This window comes from Parvibaculum sp. MBR-TMA-1.3b-4.2 (assembly GCF_053628815.1).
In genome coordinates, this window is sequence record NZ_JBRJHC010000001.1 from 241,318 (window position 1) to 262,164 (window position 20,847).

The 20,847-nt window shown below is 61.5% G+C and carries 19 protein-coding genes and 1 tRNA gene; 10 read left to right on the top strand and 10 right to left on the bottom strand.

Annotated elements, in window-relative coordinates; genetic code table 11:
* Positions 1-74 precede the first annotated feature (74 nt).
* Positions 75-1,382 carry a D-arabinono-1,4-lactone oxidase gene (locus ACSSVQ_RS01330; RefSeq protein ID WP_454180507.1) on the top strand — a complete coding sequence of 436 codons (1,308 nt, stop codon included), beginning with the start codon at positions 75-77 and terminating at the stop codon, positions 1,380-1,382.
* Positions 1,383-1,385: 3 nt separating this feature from the next.
* Here the strand turns inward: ACSSVQ_RS01330 and ACSSVQ_RS01335 are convergent, their stop codons facing one another.
* Complete coding sequence (locus tag ACSSVQ_RS01335) at positions 1,386-1,610, bottom strand: acetyl-CoA carboxylase biotin carboxyl carrier protein subunit (RefSeq protein ID WP_454180508.1); 225 nt, start codon at positions 1,608-1,610, stop codon at positions 1,386-1,388.
* Between the two features lie 33 nt (positions 1,611-1,643).
* A complete protein-coding gene (metC, locus tag ACSSVQ_RS01340) occupies positions 1,644-2,816 on the bottom strand; it encodes a cystathionine beta-lyase (RefSeq protein ID WP_454180509.1) in 1,173 nt (390 codons plus the stop codon).
* A 178-nt stretch (positions 2,817-2,994) separates the two neighbouring features.
* On the opposite strand from metC, the gene ACSSVQ_RS01345 reads away from it, so the two are divergent.
* From ACSSVQ_RS01345 to ACSSVQ_RS01360, 4 genes are read left to right on the top strand one after another with little or no spacing between them, the layout of a single operon-like run.
* Positions 2,995-4,035, top strand: a complete 1,041-nt coding sequence (locus tag ACSSVQ_RS01345; protein WP_454184627.1) for an amino acid ABC transporter substrate-binding protein — start codon at positions 2,995-2,997, stop codon at positions 4,033-4,035.
* Positions 4,036-5,232 carry an amino acid ABC transporter permease gene (locus tag ACSSVQ_RS01350; protein WP_454180510.1) on the top strand — a complete coding sequence of 399 codons (1,197 nt, stop codon included), beginning with the start codon at positions 4,036-4,038 and terminating at the stop codon, positions 5,230-5,232.
* Complete coding sequence (locus ACSSVQ_RS01355; RefSeq protein ID WP_454180511.1) at positions 5,233-6,345, top strand: amino acid ABC transporter permease; 1,113 nt, start codon at positions 5,233-5,235, stop codon at positions 6,343-6,345.
* A 9-nt stretch (positions 6,346-6,354) separates the two neighbouring features.
* Complete coding sequence (locus tag ACSSVQ_RS01360) at positions 6,355-7,131, top strand: amino acid ABC transporter ATP-binding protein (protein ID WP_454180512.1); 777 nt, start codon at positions 6,355-6,357, stop codon at positions 7,129-7,131.
* A gap of 2 nt (positions 7,132-7,133) precedes the next feature.
* Here the strand turns inward: ACSSVQ_RS01360 and ACSSVQ_RS01365 are convergent, their stop codons facing one another.
* From ACSSVQ_RS01365 to ACSSVQ_RS01390, 6 genes are all read right to left on the bottom strand, one after another.
* Positions 7,134-7,658, bottom strand: coding sequence for a GNAT family N-acetyltransferase (locus tag ACSSVQ_RS01365; protein WP_454180513.1), 525 nt, complete (start codon positions 7,656-7,658; stop codon positions 7,134-7,136).
* 9 nt (positions 7,659-7,667) lie between these two features.
* On the bottom strand, positions 7,668-8,546 hold the full coding sequence (gene sseA, locus ACSSVQ_RS01370) for a 3-mercaptopyruvate sulfurtransferase (RefSeq protein ID WP_293323677.1): 879 nt from the start codon (positions 8,544-8,546) through the stop codon (positions 7,668-7,670).
* A gap of 22 nt (positions 8,547-8,568) precedes the next feature.
* Positions 8,569-9,570 carry a cysteine synthase A gene (locus ACSSVQ_RS01375; RefSeq protein ID WP_454180514.1) on the bottom strand — a complete coding sequence of 334 codons (1,002 nt, stop codon included), beginning with the start codon at positions 9,568-9,570 and terminating at the stop codon, positions 8,569-8,571.
* A 93-nt stretch (positions 9,571-9,663) separates the two neighbouring features.
* Positions 9,664-10,278, bottom strand: a complete 615-nt coding sequence (locus ACSSVQ_RS01380; protein ID WP_454180515.1) for an NUDIX domain-containing protein — start codon at positions 10,276-10,278, stop codon at positions 9,664-9,666.
* Positions 10,279-10,348: 70 nt separating this feature from the next.
* A complete protein-coding gene (locus ACSSVQ_RS01385; RefSeq protein WP_454180516.1) occupies positions 10,349-11,614 on the bottom strand; it encodes a class I SAM-dependent methyltransferase in 1,266 nt (421 codons plus the stop codon).
* Positions 11,615-11,784: 170 nt separating this feature from the next.
* Positions 11,785-11,859 (bottom strand) — tRNA-Asn (locus ACSSVQ_RS01390).
* A gap of 104 nt (positions 11,860-11,963) precedes the next feature.
* Here ACSSVQ_RS01390 and ACSSVQ_RS01395 point away from each other — a divergent pair.
* Positions 11,964-12,308, top strand: coding sequence for a PGPGW domain-containing protein (locus ACSSVQ_RS01395; RefSeq protein WP_454180517.1), 345 nt, complete (start codon positions 11,964-11,966; stop codon positions 12,306-12,308).
* Here ACSSVQ_RS01395 and ACSSVQ_RS01400 read toward each other — a convergent pair.
* Positions 12,305-13,399: a polysaccharide deacetylase family protein gene (locus tag ACSSVQ_RS01400; RefSeq protein WP_454180518.1), complete on the bottom strand. Its 1,095-nt coding sequence runs from the start codon at positions 13,397-13,399 to the stop codon at positions 12,305-12,307. The genes ACSSVQ_RS01395 and ACSSVQ_RS01400 overlap by 4 nt on opposite strands.
* 162 nt (positions 13,400-13,561) lie before the next feature.
* On the opposite strand from ACSSVQ_RS01400, the gene ACSSVQ_RS01405 reads away from it, so the two are divergent.
* The 4 genes from ACSSVQ_RS01405 (at position 13,562) to ACSSVQ_RS01420 (ending at position 18,465) form a co-directional block, all read left to right on the top strand.
* Positions 13,562-14,857 carry a GNAT family N-acetyltransferase gene (locus ACSSVQ_RS01405; RefSeq protein WP_454180519.1) on the top strand — a complete coding sequence of 432 codons (1,296 nt, stop codon included), beginning with the start codon at positions 13,562-13,564 and terminating at the stop codon, positions 14,855-14,857.
* Positions 14,858-14,866: 9 nt separating this feature from the next.
* Positions 14,867-16,294: an oligosaccharide flippase family protein gene (locus tag ACSSVQ_RS01410; RefSeq protein WP_454180520.1), complete on the top strand. Its 1,428-nt coding sequence runs from the start codon at positions 14,867-14,869 to the stop codon at positions 16,292-16,294.
* A 643-nt stretch (positions 16,295-16,937) separates the two neighbouring features.
* Positions 16,938-17,573 (top strand): GNAT family N-acetyltransferase, encoded by a 636-nt coding sequence (locus ACSSVQ_RS01415; protein WP_454184628.1) that lies wholly within the window; start codon positions 16,938-16,940, stop codon positions 17,571-17,573.
* Complete coding sequence (locus ACSSVQ_RS01420) at positions 17,557-18,465, top strand: cupin-like domain-containing protein (RefSeq protein ID WP_454180521.1); 909 nt, start codon at positions 17,557-17,559, stop codon at positions 18,463-18,465. Before ACSSVQ_RS01415 ends, ACSSVQ_RS01420 begins: the two co-directional genes overlap by 17 nt.
* A 39-nt stretch (positions 18,466-18,504) precedes the next feature.
* Here ACSSVQ_RS01420 and ACSSVQ_RS01425 read toward each other — a convergent pair whose 3' ends face one another.
* Complete coding sequence (locus tag ACSSVQ_RS01425) at positions 18,505-20,757, bottom strand: GumC family protein (protein ID WP_454180522.1); 2,253 nt, start codon at positions 20,755-20,757, stop codon at positions 18,505-18,507.
* Between the last annotated feature and the right edge of the window lie 90 nt (positions 20,758-20,847).

A 20,847-nucleotide genomic window follows, 5' to 3' on the forward strand; every position in this document is an offset into this window, starting at 1 on the left:
TTTTGTTTTGTGGGGACAGCTCTGTTGCGGCGCCCGGCGAGCGGATAGCATGTTCGCAAAGAACAGGAGGAAGCATGAGCACCGTCTGGTCGAACTGGTCCGGTTGGGTCAAAGCCTGGCCCAAGGAAATTCTGACGCCCGAGAGCGAGGACGCACTGGCGCGCATCGTTGGCGAGGCGGCAGGACCTGTCCGTGTCGCGGGCCGGGGGCATTCCTTCACCGCAATCGTGCCATCCGACGATGTTCTGCTGTCTCTGGAAAAAATGAGCGGCGTGACGGCGCATGACGCAAATGCGCAAACGGCGCGCATCGCGGCGGGAACGACGATCCGCGATCTCGGCCCCATGCTGCACGATAAGGGGCTGGCGCTCGCCAATCAGGGCGACATCGACCGGCAGGCGCTTGCGGGCGCCGTGGGAACGGGCACGCATGGCACAGGCGGAAAGCTCGGTTCTCTTTCCGCCGCCGTACAAGGTTTCAGGCTGGTGACCGCGTCGGGCGAGGTGCTCGATTGCAACCGCAACGAGAACGCCGATGTCTATGATGCGGGGCGCGTCAGCTTCGGTAGCCTGGGTGTGATGAGCGAAATCGAGATGCAGCTCCGTCCTTCCTATGCGCTGGAGGAAGGCGGCGGTCGCATGGCGCTCTCCGAAGCGCTGGCCAAAGCGCCGGAGATGCGTGACGCCAATCGGCATTTCGAGTTTTTCTGGTTTCCGTTTGCAGACGATGTGTTGGTGAAGACGCTCAACGAAACGGATCAGCCTGCGAAGCCGCGTCGCCGCGCGCCTGATGGTGAGATCTCGCGCGGTGACAGGATCATGCAGCGGGCTTGCGATGTTGCGCGCTTTGCTCCGCCTTTGCGCGGTCCCATTCAGCGCTTCATGACACGCAATGCGGGCGAACGTTATGCGCCGGGTCAGGCCGGCAAGGCCAGATGGTCTTTCGATGCGTTTCCGAGCGACCGGAATGTCCGGTTCAACGAAATGGAGTACGCGGTGCCCGCCGAGAGCGGCCCCGACTGCATTGCGGAGGTTGGCGAGTATATGAAGAAGTGCGGGGTGAATTTCCTTTTCCCGCTCGAATTCCGCTATGTCGCCGCGGACGATGCGTGGCTGAGCCCGTTCCATGAGCGCGACAGCGTGACGATTTCAGTTCATCAGTATCACCGTCAGCCCTATGCCGAGCTTTTCAAGGGAGCGGAGGCGATTTTCGCGCGCTATCAGGGGCGTCCGCATTGGGGGAAACTTCACACGCTTGGCGAGGCCGAGCTGCGGAACCTTTATCCGCGTTGGGAGGACTTCCAGCAGGTGCGCCGCAGGCTCGACCCCAACGGAAAATTCCTCAACCCGCATTTGAGGCGGCTCTTCGGCGAGAACGCCTGAGATTTAGTTCTCCTCGACAATGGCGACCGTCTGTCCTTCCGCAACCGGGTCTTCCTCGACGACGAGGATTTCCACCAGGGTGCAGTCGAAGGGCGCGTCGACCGGGATTTCCATCTTCATCGATTCAAGGATGAGAATGGGATCTTCCTCTTCGAGGCTGTCTCCGACACCGGCTTCGATTTTCCAGACCTTGCCGGCGATTTCGCTTTTGACTTCTTTGCGGGCCAATTGACGTTTCCTGTTGTCGGTAGATGGCTGGGGTTAGCGGGCGGCGTTCAGCCGGTCGAAACCGGCCTCCAGATCGGCCATGAGATCCTCAGGTGATTCAAGGCCTGCATGGATGCGGAGCAGGGGGCCTTCCGCCTCGTATTTCGTTGCTGTACGGATCTTTGCGGGATATTGCGGCACGATCAGGCTTTCATATCCGCCCCAGCTATATCCCATGCCGTAAAGTTCCAGATCGTCCAGCATCGCGGCCAGCGCATCGTCCGAGCACGGCGCAAGCTCGATGGAGAACAATCCGCTCGCGCCGGTAAAGTCACGCTGCCACAGCGCGTGATCGGGGTGGCTGGGGAGTGCGGGATGGATGACACGTGCGACTTCCGGTCGGGTTTCGAGCCAGCGGGCCAGTACCAGGCCGGTTTCCATATGCTGTTTCAGCCGCACGCTGAGGGTCCGAAGCCCGCGCTGGATGAGATAGGCATCGTCCGGCGCCAGGCACATGCCGATCTGGCCGTGCCCGTCGATTGTCTGCTGCCAGGCCTCTTCGGTCGTGGTGATCGTGCCGGCCATCACATCGGAATGGCCGCACAGATATTTGGTCGCCGCCTGGACGGAGATGTCGACGCCATGCTCGAAGGGTTTGAAGAAAAGCGGCGAGGCCCAGGTGTTGTCCATGATGACGAGCGCGCCGCCTTCATGCGCCGCCTCGGCGATGGCGGGAATATCCTGCACCTCGAAGGTGACGGAGCCGGGCGATTCCACGAAGACGACGGTTGTGGTCGGGCGGATGAGCTTCGAAATGTCTCCGCCGATGCGGGGATCGTAATATTCGACCTCGACGCCGAAACGGGTGAGCGTCGTGTCGCAGAAATGTCGGGTCGGGCCGTAGACGCTGTCCGTCATCAGCAAATGGTCGCCGGCCTTCAGGTTTGCGAGCAGCGAGATGGTGACCGCGGCAAGGCCGGACGGGGCGAGAGCGCAATGCGCGCCGCCCTCAAGTTCCGCTACGGCCTCGGCCAGCATGGCGGTCGTGGGGGTGCCGCGGCGACCATAGGTGTATTTGACCTCGCGCTTTTTCAGCGACTGGAAGGTCGGATAGAGAATCGTCGAGGCGTGATAGACGGGCGGGTTGACAACCCCGAAATTGGCTTCCGGATCGCGCCCCGCCGTGACGATCGTCGTTTCCGGACGGGAGAATTTCTTTTCGCTCATAATATCCCGGCGTGGTGCTGGCTGCCTCAGGCCTTGCGCTGAGGCGCATCGTGGTTAGTCTCTTGGCGGACACCATAACATCTTGTCACAGGGCGCTGGCAAAGGAAGCGGGATGGAGAATCGATTTCAGGCTCTTTTGATGGGCCTCGTGCTCGGAGCGGCAATCGTCTACCTCTTCATGCCCATAGCCCAAGCGCCCGGTCCGGCTGGCAATCGCCCGGCTGCGGTGGACAGCGCGACCGGCAAGGCGCGGCCTGAAGTCAGGGCGGGCAACACGCTTGCCGAGGTGCGTAACCGGGGCGAACTCGTCTGTGGCGTGAATCAGGGGCTGCCCGGATTTTCGAATCCCGACGACAAGGGACACTGGTCCGGCATCGATGTGGATTATTGCCGGGCGCTCGCCTCGGCGATTTTCGATGACCCGACCAAGGTGAAATTCCGTCCGCTCAACGCGAAGGACCGTTTTACGGCGCTTCAATCCGGAGAGATCGATATCCTGTCCCGCAATACGACCTGGACCATGTCGCGCGATACGCAGCTCGGGCTCGATTTCGCAGGGGTCAGCTATTATGACGGCCAAGGCTTTATCGTGCACAAGGACTCCGGCATCGAGAATGCCGCCGACCTCGATGGCGCGACGATCTGCACACAGACCGGCACTACGACCGAGCTCAATGTGGCGGATTATTTCCGGTCGCACGGGTACAAATACAAGGTGCTTTCCTACGAGAAGAACGACGAAGCGCTCGCCGCCTATGACAATCATCGGTGCGACGCCTATACGACGGATGCGTCAGGCCTCGCCGCGGTCAGGCTGAAGATGAAGGATCCTTCCCAGCACAGAATTCTGCCGGAGATCATTTCAAAGGAACCATTGGGGCCGGCTGTGCGGCAGGGCGATCCGCAATGGGCCGACATCGCGCGCTGGACGCTCTTTGCCTTGATCAATGCCGAGGAGCTGGGCGTTACCTCCAAGAATGTGGAGGAGATGAAGGGCTCGGATTCGCCGAGAGTGCGCCGCTTGCTTGGCGGTGAGGGGGCCTACGGCCATATGATCGGCCTCACGGACGACTGGGTCGTTCGTATCATCCGTCATGTCGGAAATTACGGTGAAGTGTTCGAGAGAAATGTCGGCACGAATACAAAACTTGGTATTGAGCGCGGGCTGAACGCGCTCTGGAACAAGGGCGGCATCATGTATGCGCCGCCGATCCGATAGGTGAAGGGCGTGGCGGGGGCACCGACAAAGGGCAAGCAGAAGATCGGGCTGAAATGGTCCAATCCGGCAGTTCAATCGGTCGTCTATCAGGCGGCGCTGATTGCTGTTGTGCTTTATGGCGGATGGTTCATCGTCACGACGACACAGGCCAATCTGGCGCGGCTGAACATCGCGACCGGTTTCGGCTTCATGGACAATACGGCCGGTTTCGGTATCGTTCAGTCGCTCATTCCCTATACGGAAGAGTCTTCCTATGGCCGGGCCTTTCTGGTCGGTCTGATCAATACGCTGATGGTTGCCGGTATCGGTATCGTTCTGGCCACCATTCTCGGTTTCTTCGTCGGCGTGGCGCGGCTTTCCAGCAACTGGCTGGTGTCGAGGCTCGCCTGGACCTATGTCGAGGTGATGCGGAACATCCCGCTCCTGCTTCAACTGTTCTTCTGGTACTTCACCGTTTTGCGGCCGCTTCCGCCGCCGGCCGACAGTCTGTCGCCGCTCGAAGGCGTCTATCTGAACAACAGGGGCGTGGTGGTTCCCTCACCGGTGTTCGGCGAGAGTTCCACTCTGTTCGTCATTGCCGTGCTGCTGTCGCTCGTTGCGGGTTATGCGATCATTCGCTGGGCGCGCAAACGGCAAGCCGCGACGGGTGAGATATTCCCGGCCTGGCGCACGGCCATCGCGATCGTGCTTGGTGTTCCAGCGCTGATATGGCTTGTCGGCGGGGCGCCGTTCACGCTCGACCTTCCGGTTTATCGGGGGTTCGGTTTCGATGGCGGGATGCGCCTCATACCGGAATTCATCGCCCTGCTTCTTGGCCTCACGCTTTACACGGCGGCGTTCATCGCAGAGATCGTCCGCGCCGGTATCCTGTCGGTCAGCCATGGGCAGACGGAAGCGGCCTATGCGCTCGGCCTGCCGCAGGGCCGCACCTTGCGCCTCGTCGTCATTCCGCAGGCGCTCCGGGTGATCGTGCCGCCGCTGACGAGCCAGCTCCTCAATCTTACCAAGAACTCTTCGCTGGCCGTTGCGATTGCCTATCCTGACCTGGTGGCGGTGTTTGCCGGGACCGTGCTCAACCAGACCGGTCAGGCCATCGAGGTGATCGCGCTCACCATGGCCGTCTATCTCACGATCAGCCTCGTCACGTCGTTCCTCATGAACCTCTACAATGCCCGTGTGGCCATTCAGGAGCGGTAGATGACGGATACGACATCGCAAGTCCAAAAACCGCATGTGCCGCTTTCCATGGCGCGGGGCCTCACATGGCTGCGGAAAAACCTGTTTTCGAGCTGGTTCAATACCGCGCTGACCCTGTTGTCGCTCTACGTCATCTGGCTGGTTGTGCCGCCATTCATCGATTTCACCTTTGTGAATGCCGTATGGACCGGTTCTTCGCGCGAGGCCTGCCTCGGGCCGGATGCCGGGGCCTGCTGGCCTTTCGTCTGGGCCAATATCGACCAGTTCCTCTATGGGCGCTATCCGCCGTCGGAAGTCTGGCGGGTCTATGTCGTGTTTGCGCTCGGGGCGATCGGGCTCATCCCTGCGCTTATTCCGGCGGCGCCCGCAAAGCGCTTCAACCTGATCTTTCTGCTCATCGCCTATCCGGTTATCGCCGTCACGCTTCTCGCAGGCGGACGTCCGGGTCTGCCCGCGGTCGATACGAGCTATTGGGGCGGGTTGCTGGTGACGCTTGTCGTGGCGGTGACGGGTATCGTGATTTCGCTGCCGCTCGGTATCGTTCTCGCTCTGGGGCGGCGTTCCTCCATGCCCGCGATCCGGCTGGTCTCGATTGTCTTTATCGAATTCTGGCGCGGCGTGCCGCTCGTCACTGTGCTTTTCATGGCGAGCGTCATGTTGCCGCTTTTCCTGCCGGAAGGGGTTTCGCTCGACAATCTGCTGCGGTGCCTCGTCGGCGTGGCGCTTTTCGCGTCGGCCTATATGGCGGAAGTGGTGCGTGGCGGGCTGCAGGCCATTCCGCGCGGTCAATATGAGGCGGCGCGGGCAGGGGGGCTCAGCTATTGGCAGGCCATGGGGCTGGTCGTGTTGCCTCAGGCGCTGCGTCATGTCATTCCCGGCATCGTCAATACGTTTATCGGCCTGTTCAAGGATACGACGCTGGTGCTGATCGTCGGCATCTTCGACCTGTTGGGGCAGGTGCGGTCGCAATTGAGCGATCCGAACTGGTCGGTGCCGCAAGGGGCAGTCACCGGATATCTGTTCGCCGCCCTTGTGTTCTGGGTCTTCTGCTTCGGCATGGCCCGTTATTCAGCCTATATGGAGCGCCGGTTGAACACCGGATCGCGCCGCTAGGAGACGTTCATGTCCGAAACAGTTTCTCCGCCGAAAATGAAAGTCTCCGACAAGGCGATTATCGAGATTTCGCATCTCGATAAATGGTTCGGCGATTTTCATGTCCTGAAAGACATCAACCTCACGGTGAATGAGGGCGAGCGGATCGTGATTGCCGGTCCATCAGGGTCCGGCAAATCGACGCTGATCCGCTGCATCAATCACCTCGAGACGCATGATGCCGGATCCATCGTGGTGGACGGGATCGAACTGTCGGACGATCTCAAGAAGATCGACAGTGTGCGGCGCGAAGTCGGGATGGTGTTCCAGCAATTCAACCTTTTCCCGCATATGACGGTGCTCGAAAATTGCACGCTCGCGCCTGTCTGGGTGCGGAAGATGCCGGAGCATGAAGCGCGCGACCTGGCGATGAAATATCTGGAGCGCGTGCAGATCCCCGAGCAGGCCCACAAATATCCGGGGCAGCTTTCAGGCGGCCAGCAGCAGCGCGTCGCCATTGCGCGCGCCCTGTGCATGAACCCGCGCGTCATGCTGTTCGACGAGCCGACCTCCGCGCTCGATCCTGAAATGATCAAGGAAGTGCTGGATGTGATGGTGGAACTCGCAAAGGAAGGCATGACCATGCTTTGCGTGACCCATGAGATGGGTTTTGCGCGCGAGGTGGCCAATCGCGTCGTCTTCATGGATGAGGGCGAGATCGTGGAAACGGCCGATCCGGAAACCTTTTTCAATCATCCGAAGAACGAGAGGACGAAGACGTTCCTTTCGCAGATCCTGGCCCATTAGGGTCAGTCCACTTCTTCCAGCTCAACTTCCTCGCGGCCGCAGACGTTGAACCCGGCGCGCTGATACATGGTCAATGCGCGCGGGTGGTCGAGTGTGCAGGTCTGCAGGATCAGGCGTTTCGGGTGGTGGCTCCACGCGATCCGGAGCGCTTCCTGCAGCAAGAACCTGCCAAGCCCGGTCCCGATGAAGTCGGGCATCACGCCGAGAAAGGTAAGCTCGGCGCGAGGCATGAAACGGAAGTCGAGTTCGACAAAGCCGGCCGGAGCGCCGTTCATGTAGAGGATGTAGATCTCGACATTCTCGTCATGGATGATCGCCCCGAGTTCTTCGTCGGTCAGTCGTTTGCGATTGACCCAGACATAATCCCTGCCGATGGCGTCATAGAGATATCGGTAGAAATGGATCGGCGGCTGCTCGGCGCGCATCAGAGCGCATTTACCGCGCGGGCATGGCAAGGGATGCTTTGCGTGCATGGGATCCGCCAGCATCTCCAGATGCGTAACGGTTGTCTTGTGCTTCTTGCCCATATGCTCGTCTCAGCATTCGCGGGGAAGGTCTGATTGTGCGCCCCATTCGGCCCATGAACCGTCATAGACGGCGACGCGGGGCAGGCCGAGTTCATGCAGCGCCAGCGCCAGGATGCAGGCGGTTACGCCCGAGCCGCAGGACGTGACGATGGGACGATGCAGGTCGATACCGGCCTTCTCGAAAAGCGCGCGCAACTCGTCGCGGGATTTCATCGTGCCGTCTTCGCCGAGGAGCCATGCGGCGGGAACATTGACGCTTCCCGGGATGTGACCCGCGGCAACGCCCGGACGCGGTTCTGCCTCGGTGCCGTTGAAGCGGCCCGGTCCGCGCGCATCGACGATCTGCTCGGCCCGTGTTTCCAGATTGCGCTGAACGGCTTCGCAGTCGCGGATCAGCATGGTGTTGCGCCGCGCCGTGTAGTGGCGCGCACCGCTGCGCGACGTTTCATCGGTTACGGGGCGTCCTTCGGCCTTCCACTTCCTGAGGCCGCCATCCAGCACGACGACATCTTCATGGCCCATGACACGAAACATCCACCAGACGCGGGCGGCGCTGAACAGGCCCGCCCCGTCATAAACGACCACGCGGGTGCCGTCGCCGAGGCCCATCTTGCGCATGCGGGAGGAAAATTTCTCGGGGCTCGGCAGCATGTGCGGATAGGGGCTGTCGAGATCGCAGATTTCATCGATGTCGAAAAAAAGCGCGCCGGGAATGTGTTCGCGCTCATATTCGGCGCGGGGGTCGCGCTGGTGCTCGGGCAGGTACCAGGATGCATCGACGATCGTTACATCGGGCGCCTCCAAGTGGCGGGCAAGCCAGTCGGTACTGACCAGAGCGGAAGAGGCGGCTGTTGCTTCTCTGGCAAGGGGGGATGGATCAGCAGCCATTTCTTGTTTCCTCTCTGGGGTCTCAGGAGAGCCAGGCCGGGACTGGCAGGCCTTTCTCTTTCAGGAAAACCGGGTTGAACAGTTTGCTCTGATACCTTGTGCCGTAGTCGCAAAGGATCGTGACGATGGTATGACCCGGGCCCAGCTCCTTTGCGAGGCGAATGGCGCCCGCGACGTTGATGCCGCTGGAGCCGCCAAGGCACAGGCCTTCGTTCTGCAACAGGTCGAAGATGATCGGAAGGGCTTCCGCGTCGGGGATCTGGAAAGGAAGATCAATCGGCGCGCCTTCGAGATTCGCCGTGATTCGTCCCTGTCCGATGCCCTCCGTTATGGAGCCGCCTTCGGATTTCAGTTCGCCGTTCTTGTAATAATTGTAGAGCGCGGCGCCCATCGGATCGGCGAGACCGATCTGGATGTCCTTGTTGCGCTCCTTCAGCGCCATGCCGATGCCGGCCAGCGTGCCGCCCGTGCCGACGGCGCAGATGAAGCCGTCTACCTTGCCATCGGTCTGAGCGTAGATTTCCGGCCCCGTGGTTTCGATATGGGCCTGCCGGTTGGCGACATTGTCGAACTGGTTGGCCCAGATCGCGCCGCCGGGTTCCTTGGCGTTCAGTTCCTCGGCGAGGCGGCCCGAATATTTCACGTAGTTGTTCGGGTCCTTGTAGGGCACGGCCGGTACTTCGATGAGTTCGGCGCCGCACAGCCGCAGCATGTCCTTCTTTTCCTGAGACTGGGTCTCGGGGATGACGATCACGCTTCTGAAACCCAGTGCGTTGCCGACAAGCGCAAGGCCGATACCGGTATTGCCGGCGGTGCCTTCGACGATGACGCCGCCCGGCTTCAGCGTGCCCTTGTCCAGCGCGTCGCGGATGATGAAGAGCGCCGCGCGGTCCTTGACCGACTGGCCCGGGTTCAGGAACTCGGCCTTGCCGAGAATTTCACACCCGGTTTCCTCGGAGGCCTTTTTCAGCCGGAGGAGCGGTGTGTTGCCGATCGCGTCGGCGAGGCCGTTTTTGATGTCCATCGGGCGTTTCTTGATGTTCGTTGCAAAATATTCGTTGATGGGAACATACGGAGCGGGGGCGGCCACTTCAAGTAAGGCGCGCGCGAAAAGCCCTTACTTCAGCCGGTCGAGATTCAACGCAACCCATTGAATCATAAGGGCTGTCTTTGCGTCGCGGATGCGGCCGTCATTGATGGCGGCCAAAGCATCGGCAAGGGGCACCACAACGGCCCTGATATCCTCATGCTCATGGTCGAGACCGTGGATACCGCCGACCGAGGAGAGATCCGCCCTGGCCGCGAATATATAGGAGCGCTCGCCATAGCCGCCGGGCGACGACCAGAAGGGGCCGATCAGGACCGGATCGTAGATCAGGCAGTTCGCTTCTTCCTTCGCTTCGCGGATGGCGACGTCGGCAGGCGTTTCGCCGGGGTCGATGATCCCGGCAATCGCCTCGAAGAGCCAGGTCGCCTCGCCATGGACCAGCCCGCAAGGCCGGAACTGTTCGACAAGCAGAACGGCGTCGAGCGCGGGGTCATAGGGCAGCACACAGGTGACTTCGCCGATGGTGTAGACGTCGCGCGTGACGACATCGGACCAGCCGCCTTCATGCCGACGGTGGCGGAAGGTGAAGCGCTCCAGCTTGCCCCATCCCTGTCCGATGGTTTCGCGCGATTGCAGATCGACATCGTCGAGGGTGCGGGGACTGGGCGTCAGGCGTTTTTCCATCGGGGACGACTCGCTTCGGCGGGGATGATGCCGTCACGGTAGCAGCCGATGGCGAGAGGCTAAAGCGGGTTCAGGCCTTGCCGGGCCGCGCGAGCGTTACCTGCGTCACGTCGATATTGCCGGTGCGGAATCCCGCTTCGCAGTAGCTGAGATAGAACTCCCACATGCGGCGGAACCTGTCGTCGAACCCCATGGGCTGAATTTCCGGCCACGCGCCCAGAAAGCGCTCCCGCCATTGTTTCAGCGTCTCCGCATAGTCGAGACCGAAGTTGAAATTGCCGACCCATGTCAGGCCGGCCCGGGTCACTTGGTCGCGCAAGGCAGAGGGCGAGGGGAGCATGCCGCCGGGAAAGATGTAGCGCTGAATGAAGTCGGCGCGCCTGCGGTAGGTGGTGAAGGAGACGTCGTTGATGGTGATGATCTGCAGGCCGGCCACGCCGCCGGGCTTCAGACAGCGATGCAGTGTGTCGAAATAGGAGGGCCAGTATTGTTCGCCGACCGCTTCGAACATTTCGATGGAGGCGACGCGGTCGTATTTTTCCTCGACGTCCCGGTAGTCCTGATACCGGATCTCGACGCGGTCGCTCAGGCCCGCCTTTTCCATCCGCTCGCGGGCGAAGGCGAGTTGTTCCTTGCTGATCGTGATGCCGGTGACACGGCAGCCGATTTCCCGGGCGGCGAATTCGGCAAAGCCGCCCCAGCCGCAGCCGATCTCCAGAAGCTCATGTTCGGGCTTCAGGTCGATCCGCTCGGCGAGCATGCGGTATTTGTTCTCCTGCGCTTCCGGCAGGGGCTGGTCGGGGTGTGCGAAATGCGCCGAGGAATAGGTCATGCTCGGATCCAGCCAGCGGCGATAGAAATGGTTTCCGAGATCGTAGTGGTATTCGATGTTGCGCTTGGAGCCGCTGCGCGAATTGCGCCGCGCGAGATGACGCAGCCGGGCCACGAGCTTCAGCAATCCAAAACCGTGGCGGTGACGCTGGAGGGCGTGCTTGTTTTTTTCAAAGAGCTGAAGAAAAGCCGTGACGTCGGGCGTCGTCCACATGCCTTCGAGAAAGGCTTCCGCCGCGCCGAGGTCGCCGCCGGTGAAGAAGCGCCGCGCGACGGCGGTGTCCCTGAGTTCCATCACGGCATGGGGACCGTCTTCCACGCCCTCGAAGCGGAACCTGCGGCCATCGGGCAAGGTAAGATCGAGTGCGCCGTAGTGCAGTCTCATCAGGAGGCGAAAGGCGAGCCGCAGGAAGAACGGCAGCGATTCAATGGTTCGCAGTCTGGCAGGCGTCACCAATGTAGCGGCCAGCAAATTCTGCCTGGGGGAACCGGTGGTCTTTGTCATGGCGTCGGAACCTCCTCCTTGCTCCGGTCATCGAAATGAATGACCGGGCTGATCGGGCCACGCCTTTGATACGAACCGGGGGCAGGCGCGGTTCAACAGCTCTTCTGGATATGGTGACGGAGGTGAAAAGAAAAAGCCACGGCGCAGAAACTGCGCCGTGGCTTTTAAAATGGCTCCCCGGGCCGGATTCGAACCAGCGACCAACCGGTTAACAGCCGGTTGCTCTACCACTGAGCTACCGAGGATCAGATCGGCACCTGTCGGGCTGTTCGCCGCCATGTGTCGATGAAGCCTGCATATAGCAAAAGCGTTACCGGACTGCCAACCGAAATTCCTTACAATCGACATCTTGGATATCTATTTAGGTAGGCAGTGCCGGGGATTTCCGGCTTTCAGCAGCGACCGGGGCGGAAAAATGGCGCGTGTGCGTCTTGGCAACAGGGAATTCAGAGCTCCGGGTACGCCGGTGACCCGGGCAATTGCCGGTGTCGCGCTGGTCGTCGGCGGCGTGTTCGGGTTTCTACCGATTCTCGGATTCTGGATGATTCCGCTCGGCATCATCATCCTGTCGGTGGATTTCCATCCCGTGCGGCGGTTTCGCCGGAAGGTGGAGGTCCGATGGGGACGGTGGCGGCAACGCGCACGGTCGGCTGATTCGTCCGCCTCGACGGAGAGCGGCCGGGCGTCCGACTAGTCGATCCCCATGGAAGCGATCGGCTTGCCGAGCGCAAAGGGCAGGCCGCTCAGCAGCGTCTCCACCATTCGTACATCCTGAAACTCTCCATTGAGCGAGAGCCGGGGCAACGCGCACATCCTGTCGCGGTGGCGAGGCTGGATGAGGCCCTTGCGCGTGGTGGTGGCCGTGCGAAAGCCCATATCGGCGATGAGCCGGAAATCGCGTCCGCCCGCCGAGGCGTGATCCCCGTATGGATAGGAGAAATGGCGCGGACGGGCGCCGAGTTCGGCTTCGTGACGGGCAAGGCCGCGGTCGACCTCCGCGCGGGCCGCCGCGTCGCTCAGGCCCGACAGGGCGAAATGCCCGGCCGTATGAGCCTCGATGCGGGCCATTGGATGGTGTGCGAGCGTGCGCAGCTCGTCCCAGCTCATCGCGGCCTCCCGTGTGAGGGAGGCGGACGGGATATCGTATTTCTCGGCAAGGCCGGCGATGACAGCCCGCATCTCGCTTTCCGGTCTCTTTCGCAGAGTCCAGTAAATGCGCTGCCAGGCCGCTTTCTTCTCGTCCGTGGTGCCGGTGGGCAAGGATTCTTCCCGGCCCTCGAGGTCGAGCGTTACCTGTCTTGCCTTGCGGATGACCTCTTCGAGCACCACCCACCAGAGGTTCGCCGTTCCGTCGGGCAGGTCGGTCGCCAGATAGACGGTGAACGGGGTTTCGTGGCGCGCGAAGACGGGCAAGGCCTCGGTGAAATTGTCGCGATAGCCGTCATCCAGGGTGAAGACGGCGAATTTCCGGTCATGGCCGGTTTCGATGCGCCGCGCGGCCTCGTCGAGATCGACGCAGTCATAGCCGAGCCGTTTCACGAGGCGGATGGTGTCGTCCAGAAAATCCGGCGTGACCTCCAGCAGGCGATTGGGCTGAAAGGGCTCCGCGCGCGCGGGCCGCACCCGGTGAAGCATGAAAATGACCCCGAGGCCCGAAAGGAAGCGCGGCGCCATGCGGTGACCCCGGATGGCGTGAATCGCCAGCAAACCCGTTCTCATCAGAGAGGGTTCGGGGGCCGGTCCCCGCGTTTCGGGCGCCGCCATGCCTGCTTCGATATCGGCCATTTCCCCTGATCCGGTAAATCCCGACTTTTCGACGGGATATTGCACGCCGTTTGCAATCCTTATGCATCAAACAGAGTGCATGTGCGGAATTGAGAAATCCTTTCCGGAACTGCGCCGAAAAAAAACGAACGTTTCAAAACGAAGCATCTCAACGAGGCCCCGATGACCCAAATGAAGTCGCAGTTCGAGGAGTTTCAGTCAGCCCAGCCTATCGGCCGGGAGGAATTGCAGGAAAAAACAGGCTTTTCCGGCGAAGGCCAGGTCATTCAGGGGCCGTGGGCGGCGGCGAAGCCGCGTGTTCTCCTCTCGGTGCATGAAGATATGTCCGAGGTTCGGGAGATCTGGCGTCAGCTGGAAGACGAGGGCGATTGCAGCGTTTTCCAGACCTATGCGTGGCTTTCCAACTGGATGCGCCATATCGGGACGCTCCGCCGGGTTCGCCCGCAGATCGTGGTCGGCTGGGATGCCTCGGGTGAGGCGCTCTTTCTCTTTCCGCTGGCGATTGAGGGCAATCTGTTCGCCAAGAAGCTCGTCTGGCTGGGCGGCGAACTGGCTGAATATCCCGGGCCCATCCTTGCAAAGGATTTCGCCCGCCGGGTGCGGCCGGGCCAGTTTCCGGCGCTTTGGGACGAAGTGCGGGCTCTTCTGCCGAAGCATCATCTTGTCGCGCTCAATCGCATGACGAAGCGCGCCGGCGAGCAGGCCAATCCCTTCATGGAGCTTGGCGGCCTGAGCGAGCACAATTGCGCCTCTCATTCCACGACCCTTACCGCCGACTGGGAAAGCTACTACGGGGGCAAGCGCTCTTCGGGCAGCAAGAAGCGCGACCGTCAGAAGCGCCGCAAAATGGGCGAAATCGGTGAGATCGCTTTTGCGATGCACGCCGATGATGAAGAGAAAGTCGAGACCATCGAGACGCTGATGGCGCAGAAGGCCCGCAGCTTTGCGCGGATGGGTGTGGCCAATATCTTCGACCGCCCCGGCTATCGCGAGTTCTACAAGGCGCTGGTCACCGATGCGGACAGCGATATTGCGCGCGTTTCCAGCCTGACGGTGGGCGACGACGTCGTGGCGGCCAATCTCTGTGTGAGCTTTAACGGTCGCTTCTACGACCTGCTCGCCAGCTATGACGAGGTCTCAGAGGCCGCCCGCTTCGGCCCCGGTGTCATACAGCAGATGGAACTCATGAACCATGCGATTGAAACCGGTCATACGGTTTTCGATTTCACCATGGGGGACGAGGCCTACAAGGCCATTTGGTGCGAAAATACCCAGTACCTCTACAACCATTTCGATGCCAAGGGAGTGCGGGGTTCGATTGCTGCATTTCCTGCCCGGGGGATCATTCGGCTGAAACGGTTCGTCAAGAACACGCCGCTATTCTGCAACGCCTATCTCAAGTTGCGCTCCTGCCGGTCGATGCTGACTTTCGGGCGGGCCGCGACCGTATCGGCCTGAGGAATGGCAATGACACAAGCGGCGGATCCCGCAACGCCGGTCGCGCAGACTGGCGACAAACCGGAAAAGGGCGGCATTTCCGCCCTGGTGGCCGGGCTTGTCGCCAAAATGCGCGATGGCGACATTGCGGGTGTCCTTCGTGGCGCGGCCTTCGTCATGGGTATTCGCGTTCTGGGCGCAATCATCGGATTGACCAGCCAAATCCTGCTTGCCCGCTGGATGGGCGCCTTTGAGTACGGCATTTTTTCATATGTCTGGGTCTGGGTGATCGTTCTGGGCATCATCGTGCCCATGGGCTTCGGCACGTCGGTGCTGCGTTTCGTGCCGGATTACAGGGCGCGGGAAAAATGGCGTCGCCTTGCGGGCATGCTGCGTGCCTCCTGGTATGTCGTGATGGCGCTTTCATTCGGCGCCGTGGTCATCGGCAGCGGTCTTCTCTATGCCTTGCAGGGCGTTATCAGCGGCTATTTCCTTTTGCCGCTGTTCCTCGGTCTTCTCTGCGTTCCCGGCTTCGCGCTGATGGACTGGCAGGAAGGGGCGGCCCGTGCCTTTGGCTGGGTCAATCTCGCTTATTTGCCGACCTATGTGTTCCGGCCGCTTGGCATTGTGATCGCCGCCGGCGGTATTCTTCTGGCCGGGTTCGAGCCGACGGGTCTCAACGTCATTTGCGGCGCACTCGGTGCGACCATGCTGGCGCTCATCCTGCAGCGCTTTCTGCTGATGCGTCGTGTGCGGAAAAATATACCGACGGCACGACCGGTCTATCACCTCAAACATTGGTGGCTTGCATCGGTGCCACTGGTGCTGGTCGAGGGGTTCTATCTCGTCCTCTCCAATACCGACATCGTTCTGCTGGGCCAGTATGTCGATCCGGACAAGGTGGGCATCTACTTTGCCGCGACGCGCATTGCCAATCTGATGAGCTTCATCTACTTCGCCTTTGCCGCGCCCGCCGCGCCGAAATTTGCCGAGCTTCATGCCTCCGGCAAGCATGTGGAGTTGCAGAAGCTCATGCGGGGCGTGGTTCATTCGGTATTCTGGCCGACGCTTGCCGCGGCATTGGGGCTTCTCGTTTTCGGAGGCTTCGCGCTCAGCTTTTTCGGGCCGGAGTTCCGCGAAGGCGCGCCGGTTCTCTGGATATTGATGATCGGGTTCCTTGCACATGCCGCTTTCGGTCCGACCGAGCATGTCCTGAACATGACGGGCCATCAGAAGGCGACAGCCTGGGCCTATGGCGCCGCGGCGCTGTGCAATATCGCCCTCAACATTCTTCTCATTCCCCGGTTCGGCCTTGAGGGCGCTGCCATTGCGACCTCGGCGTCGGTGACGCTCACCTCCATCGGGCTTTGCATCATCGTGAAGCGCCGGCTGGGTATTTCATCATTCGTCGGTGCGGGAAGCGTTGCCCGTTTCATCGGTTTCCAGCGGGGTGTCTGACATGACCGGAGTTCGCACAAATATCGGCAGGGTCAAGACGCGGGACGGAGCTGCGGCCAAGCCCATGCTGACGGTCGAACGGTTGCAGCGCGCAGCGAACTCTCTGCGCGACGCGGATGTCGTGGTGCTGGAAAGCGCGGATGCCCTGTTGCCCTATGCCTCGCAAGTCGACGCGCTTGGCGACCAGGCCGCGGATCCGAATACCCAGTTCGAAAGCGCAACCCTTGTCTCGGCGATGGTTCATCTCGCCGGCGGGAACGGCGTCAAAGTTGCGCTGGTCTGGAGCGATGCGGACGGGGCGGGCAAACGCGTGTTGCTCGGTGCGTTTCCCTACCGCGCTCTGCTGGGACGTTTCGGCGTTCCGCTGCCTGTCTGGCAGGTCTGGACGCATATCCATAGCTATAATGCGACGCCCTTGCTGCGGACCGGCCGGGAAAAGCAGGCGCTGTCGCGTTTCTTTGCCTTTGCCACGCAGTGCGGCGCTGTCGCGGTCGAGTTCCCGCTCTTTCAGGGCGACGGGGCATTCTCGGCGGCTCTCGATGAAGTGGTGTCGGAGCGAGGTTTCCCCCTGCGCGAAACCGACCGTCATGAGCGGGCGTTTCTGCAATCCGAGTTGAAGGGCGAGGAATATTTCGCCCAGACCATGCGCAAGAAGAAGCGCAAGGAATATGGGCGGCTTTGGAATCGGCTGTCGGAAGAAGGCGACGTTCAGCTCACGGCGCATGACGCGTCGTCCGATTTTGCCGGCTGGCTGGATCGCTTCCTCGCGCTCGAGGCGAAGGGCTGGAAGGGGCAGCGCGGCACGGCGCTCAAGGTGGTTCCGTCCGAGCGCGCCTTCTTCATGGAGATCTGCAAGGGCGCCCAGGCGCAGGACAAGCTCCATTGCCTCGAGCTGACGGTGGACGGCGCGCCGATCGCCATGCTGGCGAGCTTTCGAGCAGGGCGCGGGCTCTATACGTTCAAGATTGCCTTTGACGAGAACTATGCCCGGTTTTCGCCCGGTGCCCAGCTCATGATGCGGGGCGGCGCCATGCTGCTCGACGATCCTCGCTTCGACTGGATCGATTCCTGCGCTCTTCCCGATCATCCGATGATCGATCACATCTGGTCGGAGCGTCGCATCATGCGTTCCGTCATTGTCGGGACCGACCAAAGGCTCAGCCGGGTCGCGGTCCCGTATCTTTCAACCATGACAACATGCGCAAGCTGGCTTCGTGAACGGGCCAAGCGCATCTATCACATGATCCGCAAGGAGGTGGAACATGGCACGGCTGCTTGAAATCGTTGAAAAGGATGCCGTCGGCGACAAGATGCCGACAAAGAGCTTTCGCCTGAAACACGATCTGGCGTCTCATCCGCTTTTCAATCTCGACCGTCTGGCGAAGCTTGCGGGCGACCTTCCGGAAGGTCAGGTGGAATGGAACGGTCCGGTATCGCCGAACCAGGACCCGAACCTGACGCCGGCCAACGGCATGAGCGCGGAAGAGACGGTGCGTCGTATCGAGGAAGCGAAGTCCTGGATGGTGTTGAAATCCGTCGAGGCCGATCCCGAATACAAGGCGCTGCTCGATGCCTGCCTCGACGAGATTGCCGAGCAGACAGGCGGCGTGATGGGCGGGGCCATGCGGCGCAGTGCCTTCATCTTCGTCACTTCGCCCGGCAATGTGACTCCGATGCACACGGATCCCGAACTTAATTTCCTGATTCAGATCCGGGGCAACAAGCGCATGTCGCTCTGGGATCAGAAAGACCGGGAAGTCGTGCCTGCGGAGAACATGGAAATGTATCCCGGAAAACACCGCAATATTCCCTATAAGGACGAAAACGAGGCCCGCGCGCTGCACCAGCACCTGGAGCCGGGGGACAGCATCTTCGTGCCGCTCATGGCGCCGCATTGGGTAAAGAACGGCGATGAGGTTTCCGTCTCCTTCTCCGTTACCTGGATGACGCCGGAAGCGGAGAATTTCGTCAGCCTGCAATATGTGAATGCCGTGCTGCGCAAGCTGGGCCTGCCGCAGGCCGAGCCGGGCGAGCATAAGCTCTGGGACAGTGTGAAGGTTGCCGCCTATCGCGTCCTGAGGCCCGCCTATGATGCGATCAAGAAGCTGGTCGGAGACCGCGACAAGGCTGTGGCGCTTGTTTTCGGACGCAAGAATGTAGAGCCGGTCTGATCCGATCTGAATTCGGTCCGCCGGGGCGTTTCGGGATTGTTATTCCGCGGCCTGGCGGATGATCGGGCGCTCGCCGGTGTGCGCGGCGGATTGACGGGCGCTGGCAGGACGAGAGGTAACGGGCCGGGCCGGATAGGGTTCCAGGCCCGTTTCGCTGTAACGGCGGTAGCGGCGCATGTCGACGCGTGTCAGCAGGACGCCGACCCGGCGGCTGCTCGCAGCCGAGAGCATCTTCAGCACCCGAGACACGACCCGGCGACCGGTGGACGCCCAGCGGACCGCGAGCACCGTCACATCCGTCATCTTGGAAAGCACCTGTGCGTCGGCGGCAGCCAGCGCGGCGGGAGAGTCTATGATGACGATATCGTAGGTTTGCCGCAGCGCGTTCAGCACCCAGAGCATTTGCGACGAGGCGATGGCGGCCGTCGGATTTGCGACCGGGCTGCCGGCCTGAATGACATGCGCCGGGCTCATGACATCCTGACGGATGACATGCTCGAAACGGACGCGGCCCATCAGCAGATCGGACAGGCCGTGCTGGGCCATGAGGCCCATGGCCTCATGAATGCCGGGCGCGCGCAGATCGGCATCCACCACGATGGTGCGATAGCCGCCCATGGAGAAGACGCGGGCGAGGCTTGCCGCGGTGCTGGTCTTGCCTTCGCCTGCATGGGCGGAGGTCACGAGCACCGTGCGGGCGCGGCTCTCGCCCACGCGGGCGAGCAGCACATTGCCCTGCAGCGAGCGAATGGCCTCGCTGTAAAGGTCGAAGGGTTCCTGTATGGCGTGAGCGGCCGGGGGAGATTTCTTCTTTGAGCCGGGCAGTTCCGGCACAAGGCCGAGGAAAGGCATCCCTGTGAGGCGTTCGGCCTCTTCGCCGGACCGGAAGCCCGCTGAGAACACCTCCATGAGGAAGGCCACCATGATGGAAAGGATCAGCGAGGCGATGACCGAAAAAGTGATCGCGGATTGCGTATTGGGGTAGGAGGGCGCCGCGGGCGTCTGGGCCATCGAGACGATACGGGCATTGGCCGCGCGGGCATCCGCTTCGGCGCGGGCGTTCGCTTCCTGATAGCGCTGCAGGAAGTCTTCGAGCAATTTGCGGTTGCTGGCGGCATCGCGTTCGAGGGCCCGCAGCGTGACCTCATCCTGATTGAGCTGGCCCATACGCTGCTTGAGGCGTGTAAGGCTGGAACGCAGGGAGGCGACACGCGCATCGGCCACCCGGGCCTCGTTGCGCAGCGCTTCGACGACCTTGCGAACTTCGATACGAATCTGGGTTTCCAGATCGGCCAGATTGGCCTGCATCTGGCGCATCTTGGGATGCGTCGGCAGCAGGGTTTCCGAAAGCTGGGCGATCTCGGCCTTGAGCTGAACTTCCTGCTGGCGCAATTGCTGGATCAGCGGCGATTGCAGGACGTCGATGGCCGATTCAACCTGTGCACCCGACGACAGGAGCGACTGGGCGTTCTGAAGCTTGGCGCGGGCGGCCGCCTGATCGGACTCCGCGACGGTGAGCTGGGAATTGAGGTCGGTGAGCTGCTGGCGCGGCAGTGTGGAGCCATTGGTGATGAAGAGCCCGGATTTCGTCCGGAACGCCTCGACCTTGGCTTCGCTTCTCTGAACCTTGCCGCGCAGTTCCTCGATCTGTCCCGCCAGCCATTTCGTGGCCTCGCGGTTCAGGTTTTCGCGGTCGGCGATCTGCTGGCCGACATAGATCTCGGCAAGCTTGTTCGGCACCTGCGCGGCCAGCTTCGCGCTGCCGGAGGAAAAATCGATGGCCAGCACACGAGATGTGTCTTTGCGGTAGACGCTGAGTTTCGCCAGCACGTTGTCCACCACCTGGTCGAGGTCCGTGGCATCGTTTTTCTTTTCGCCGGGGAAGGACAGTATGCCGGGGCTACGAAGCGCCGGGTTGTAGGCGGACATCTGATCGAGGTTGAGATCCTTGATCAGTTTCTCGATCAGCGGGCGCGACGTAATGAGCTGTATTTCGCTCTGTACCGTCTCGTCATCCGGGAGGCGCGGCTGGCTCTTGGAATCGAAATTCGAGATTTCGCCTGTGCGCGGCGCAAGGAGAAGGCGCGCCGAGGCGGTATAGACGGGAGAGGTCGTGGCCAGCCAGACCAGGCAAAGCGCCATGGTTGCGGCGAAGACAAGCGCAATCACTTCCTTGCGGGCCCAGAGGCCGCGCAATACGTCCCAGGGCGAAAGGTCCGCCTGGGTCTCGTTCGGCGCGGAACGACGGCGGTCGCCGAAGGTTACGACCTGGCTGGGTTGGGAATTGCTCACTCTCGGCCTCGGTGGCGTTATTCGTATCCACGGCTAGTAAACGCGTTTTGGGTAACGGAAGCCTTAACGCGCGCCCGGCAAGGGCCACGC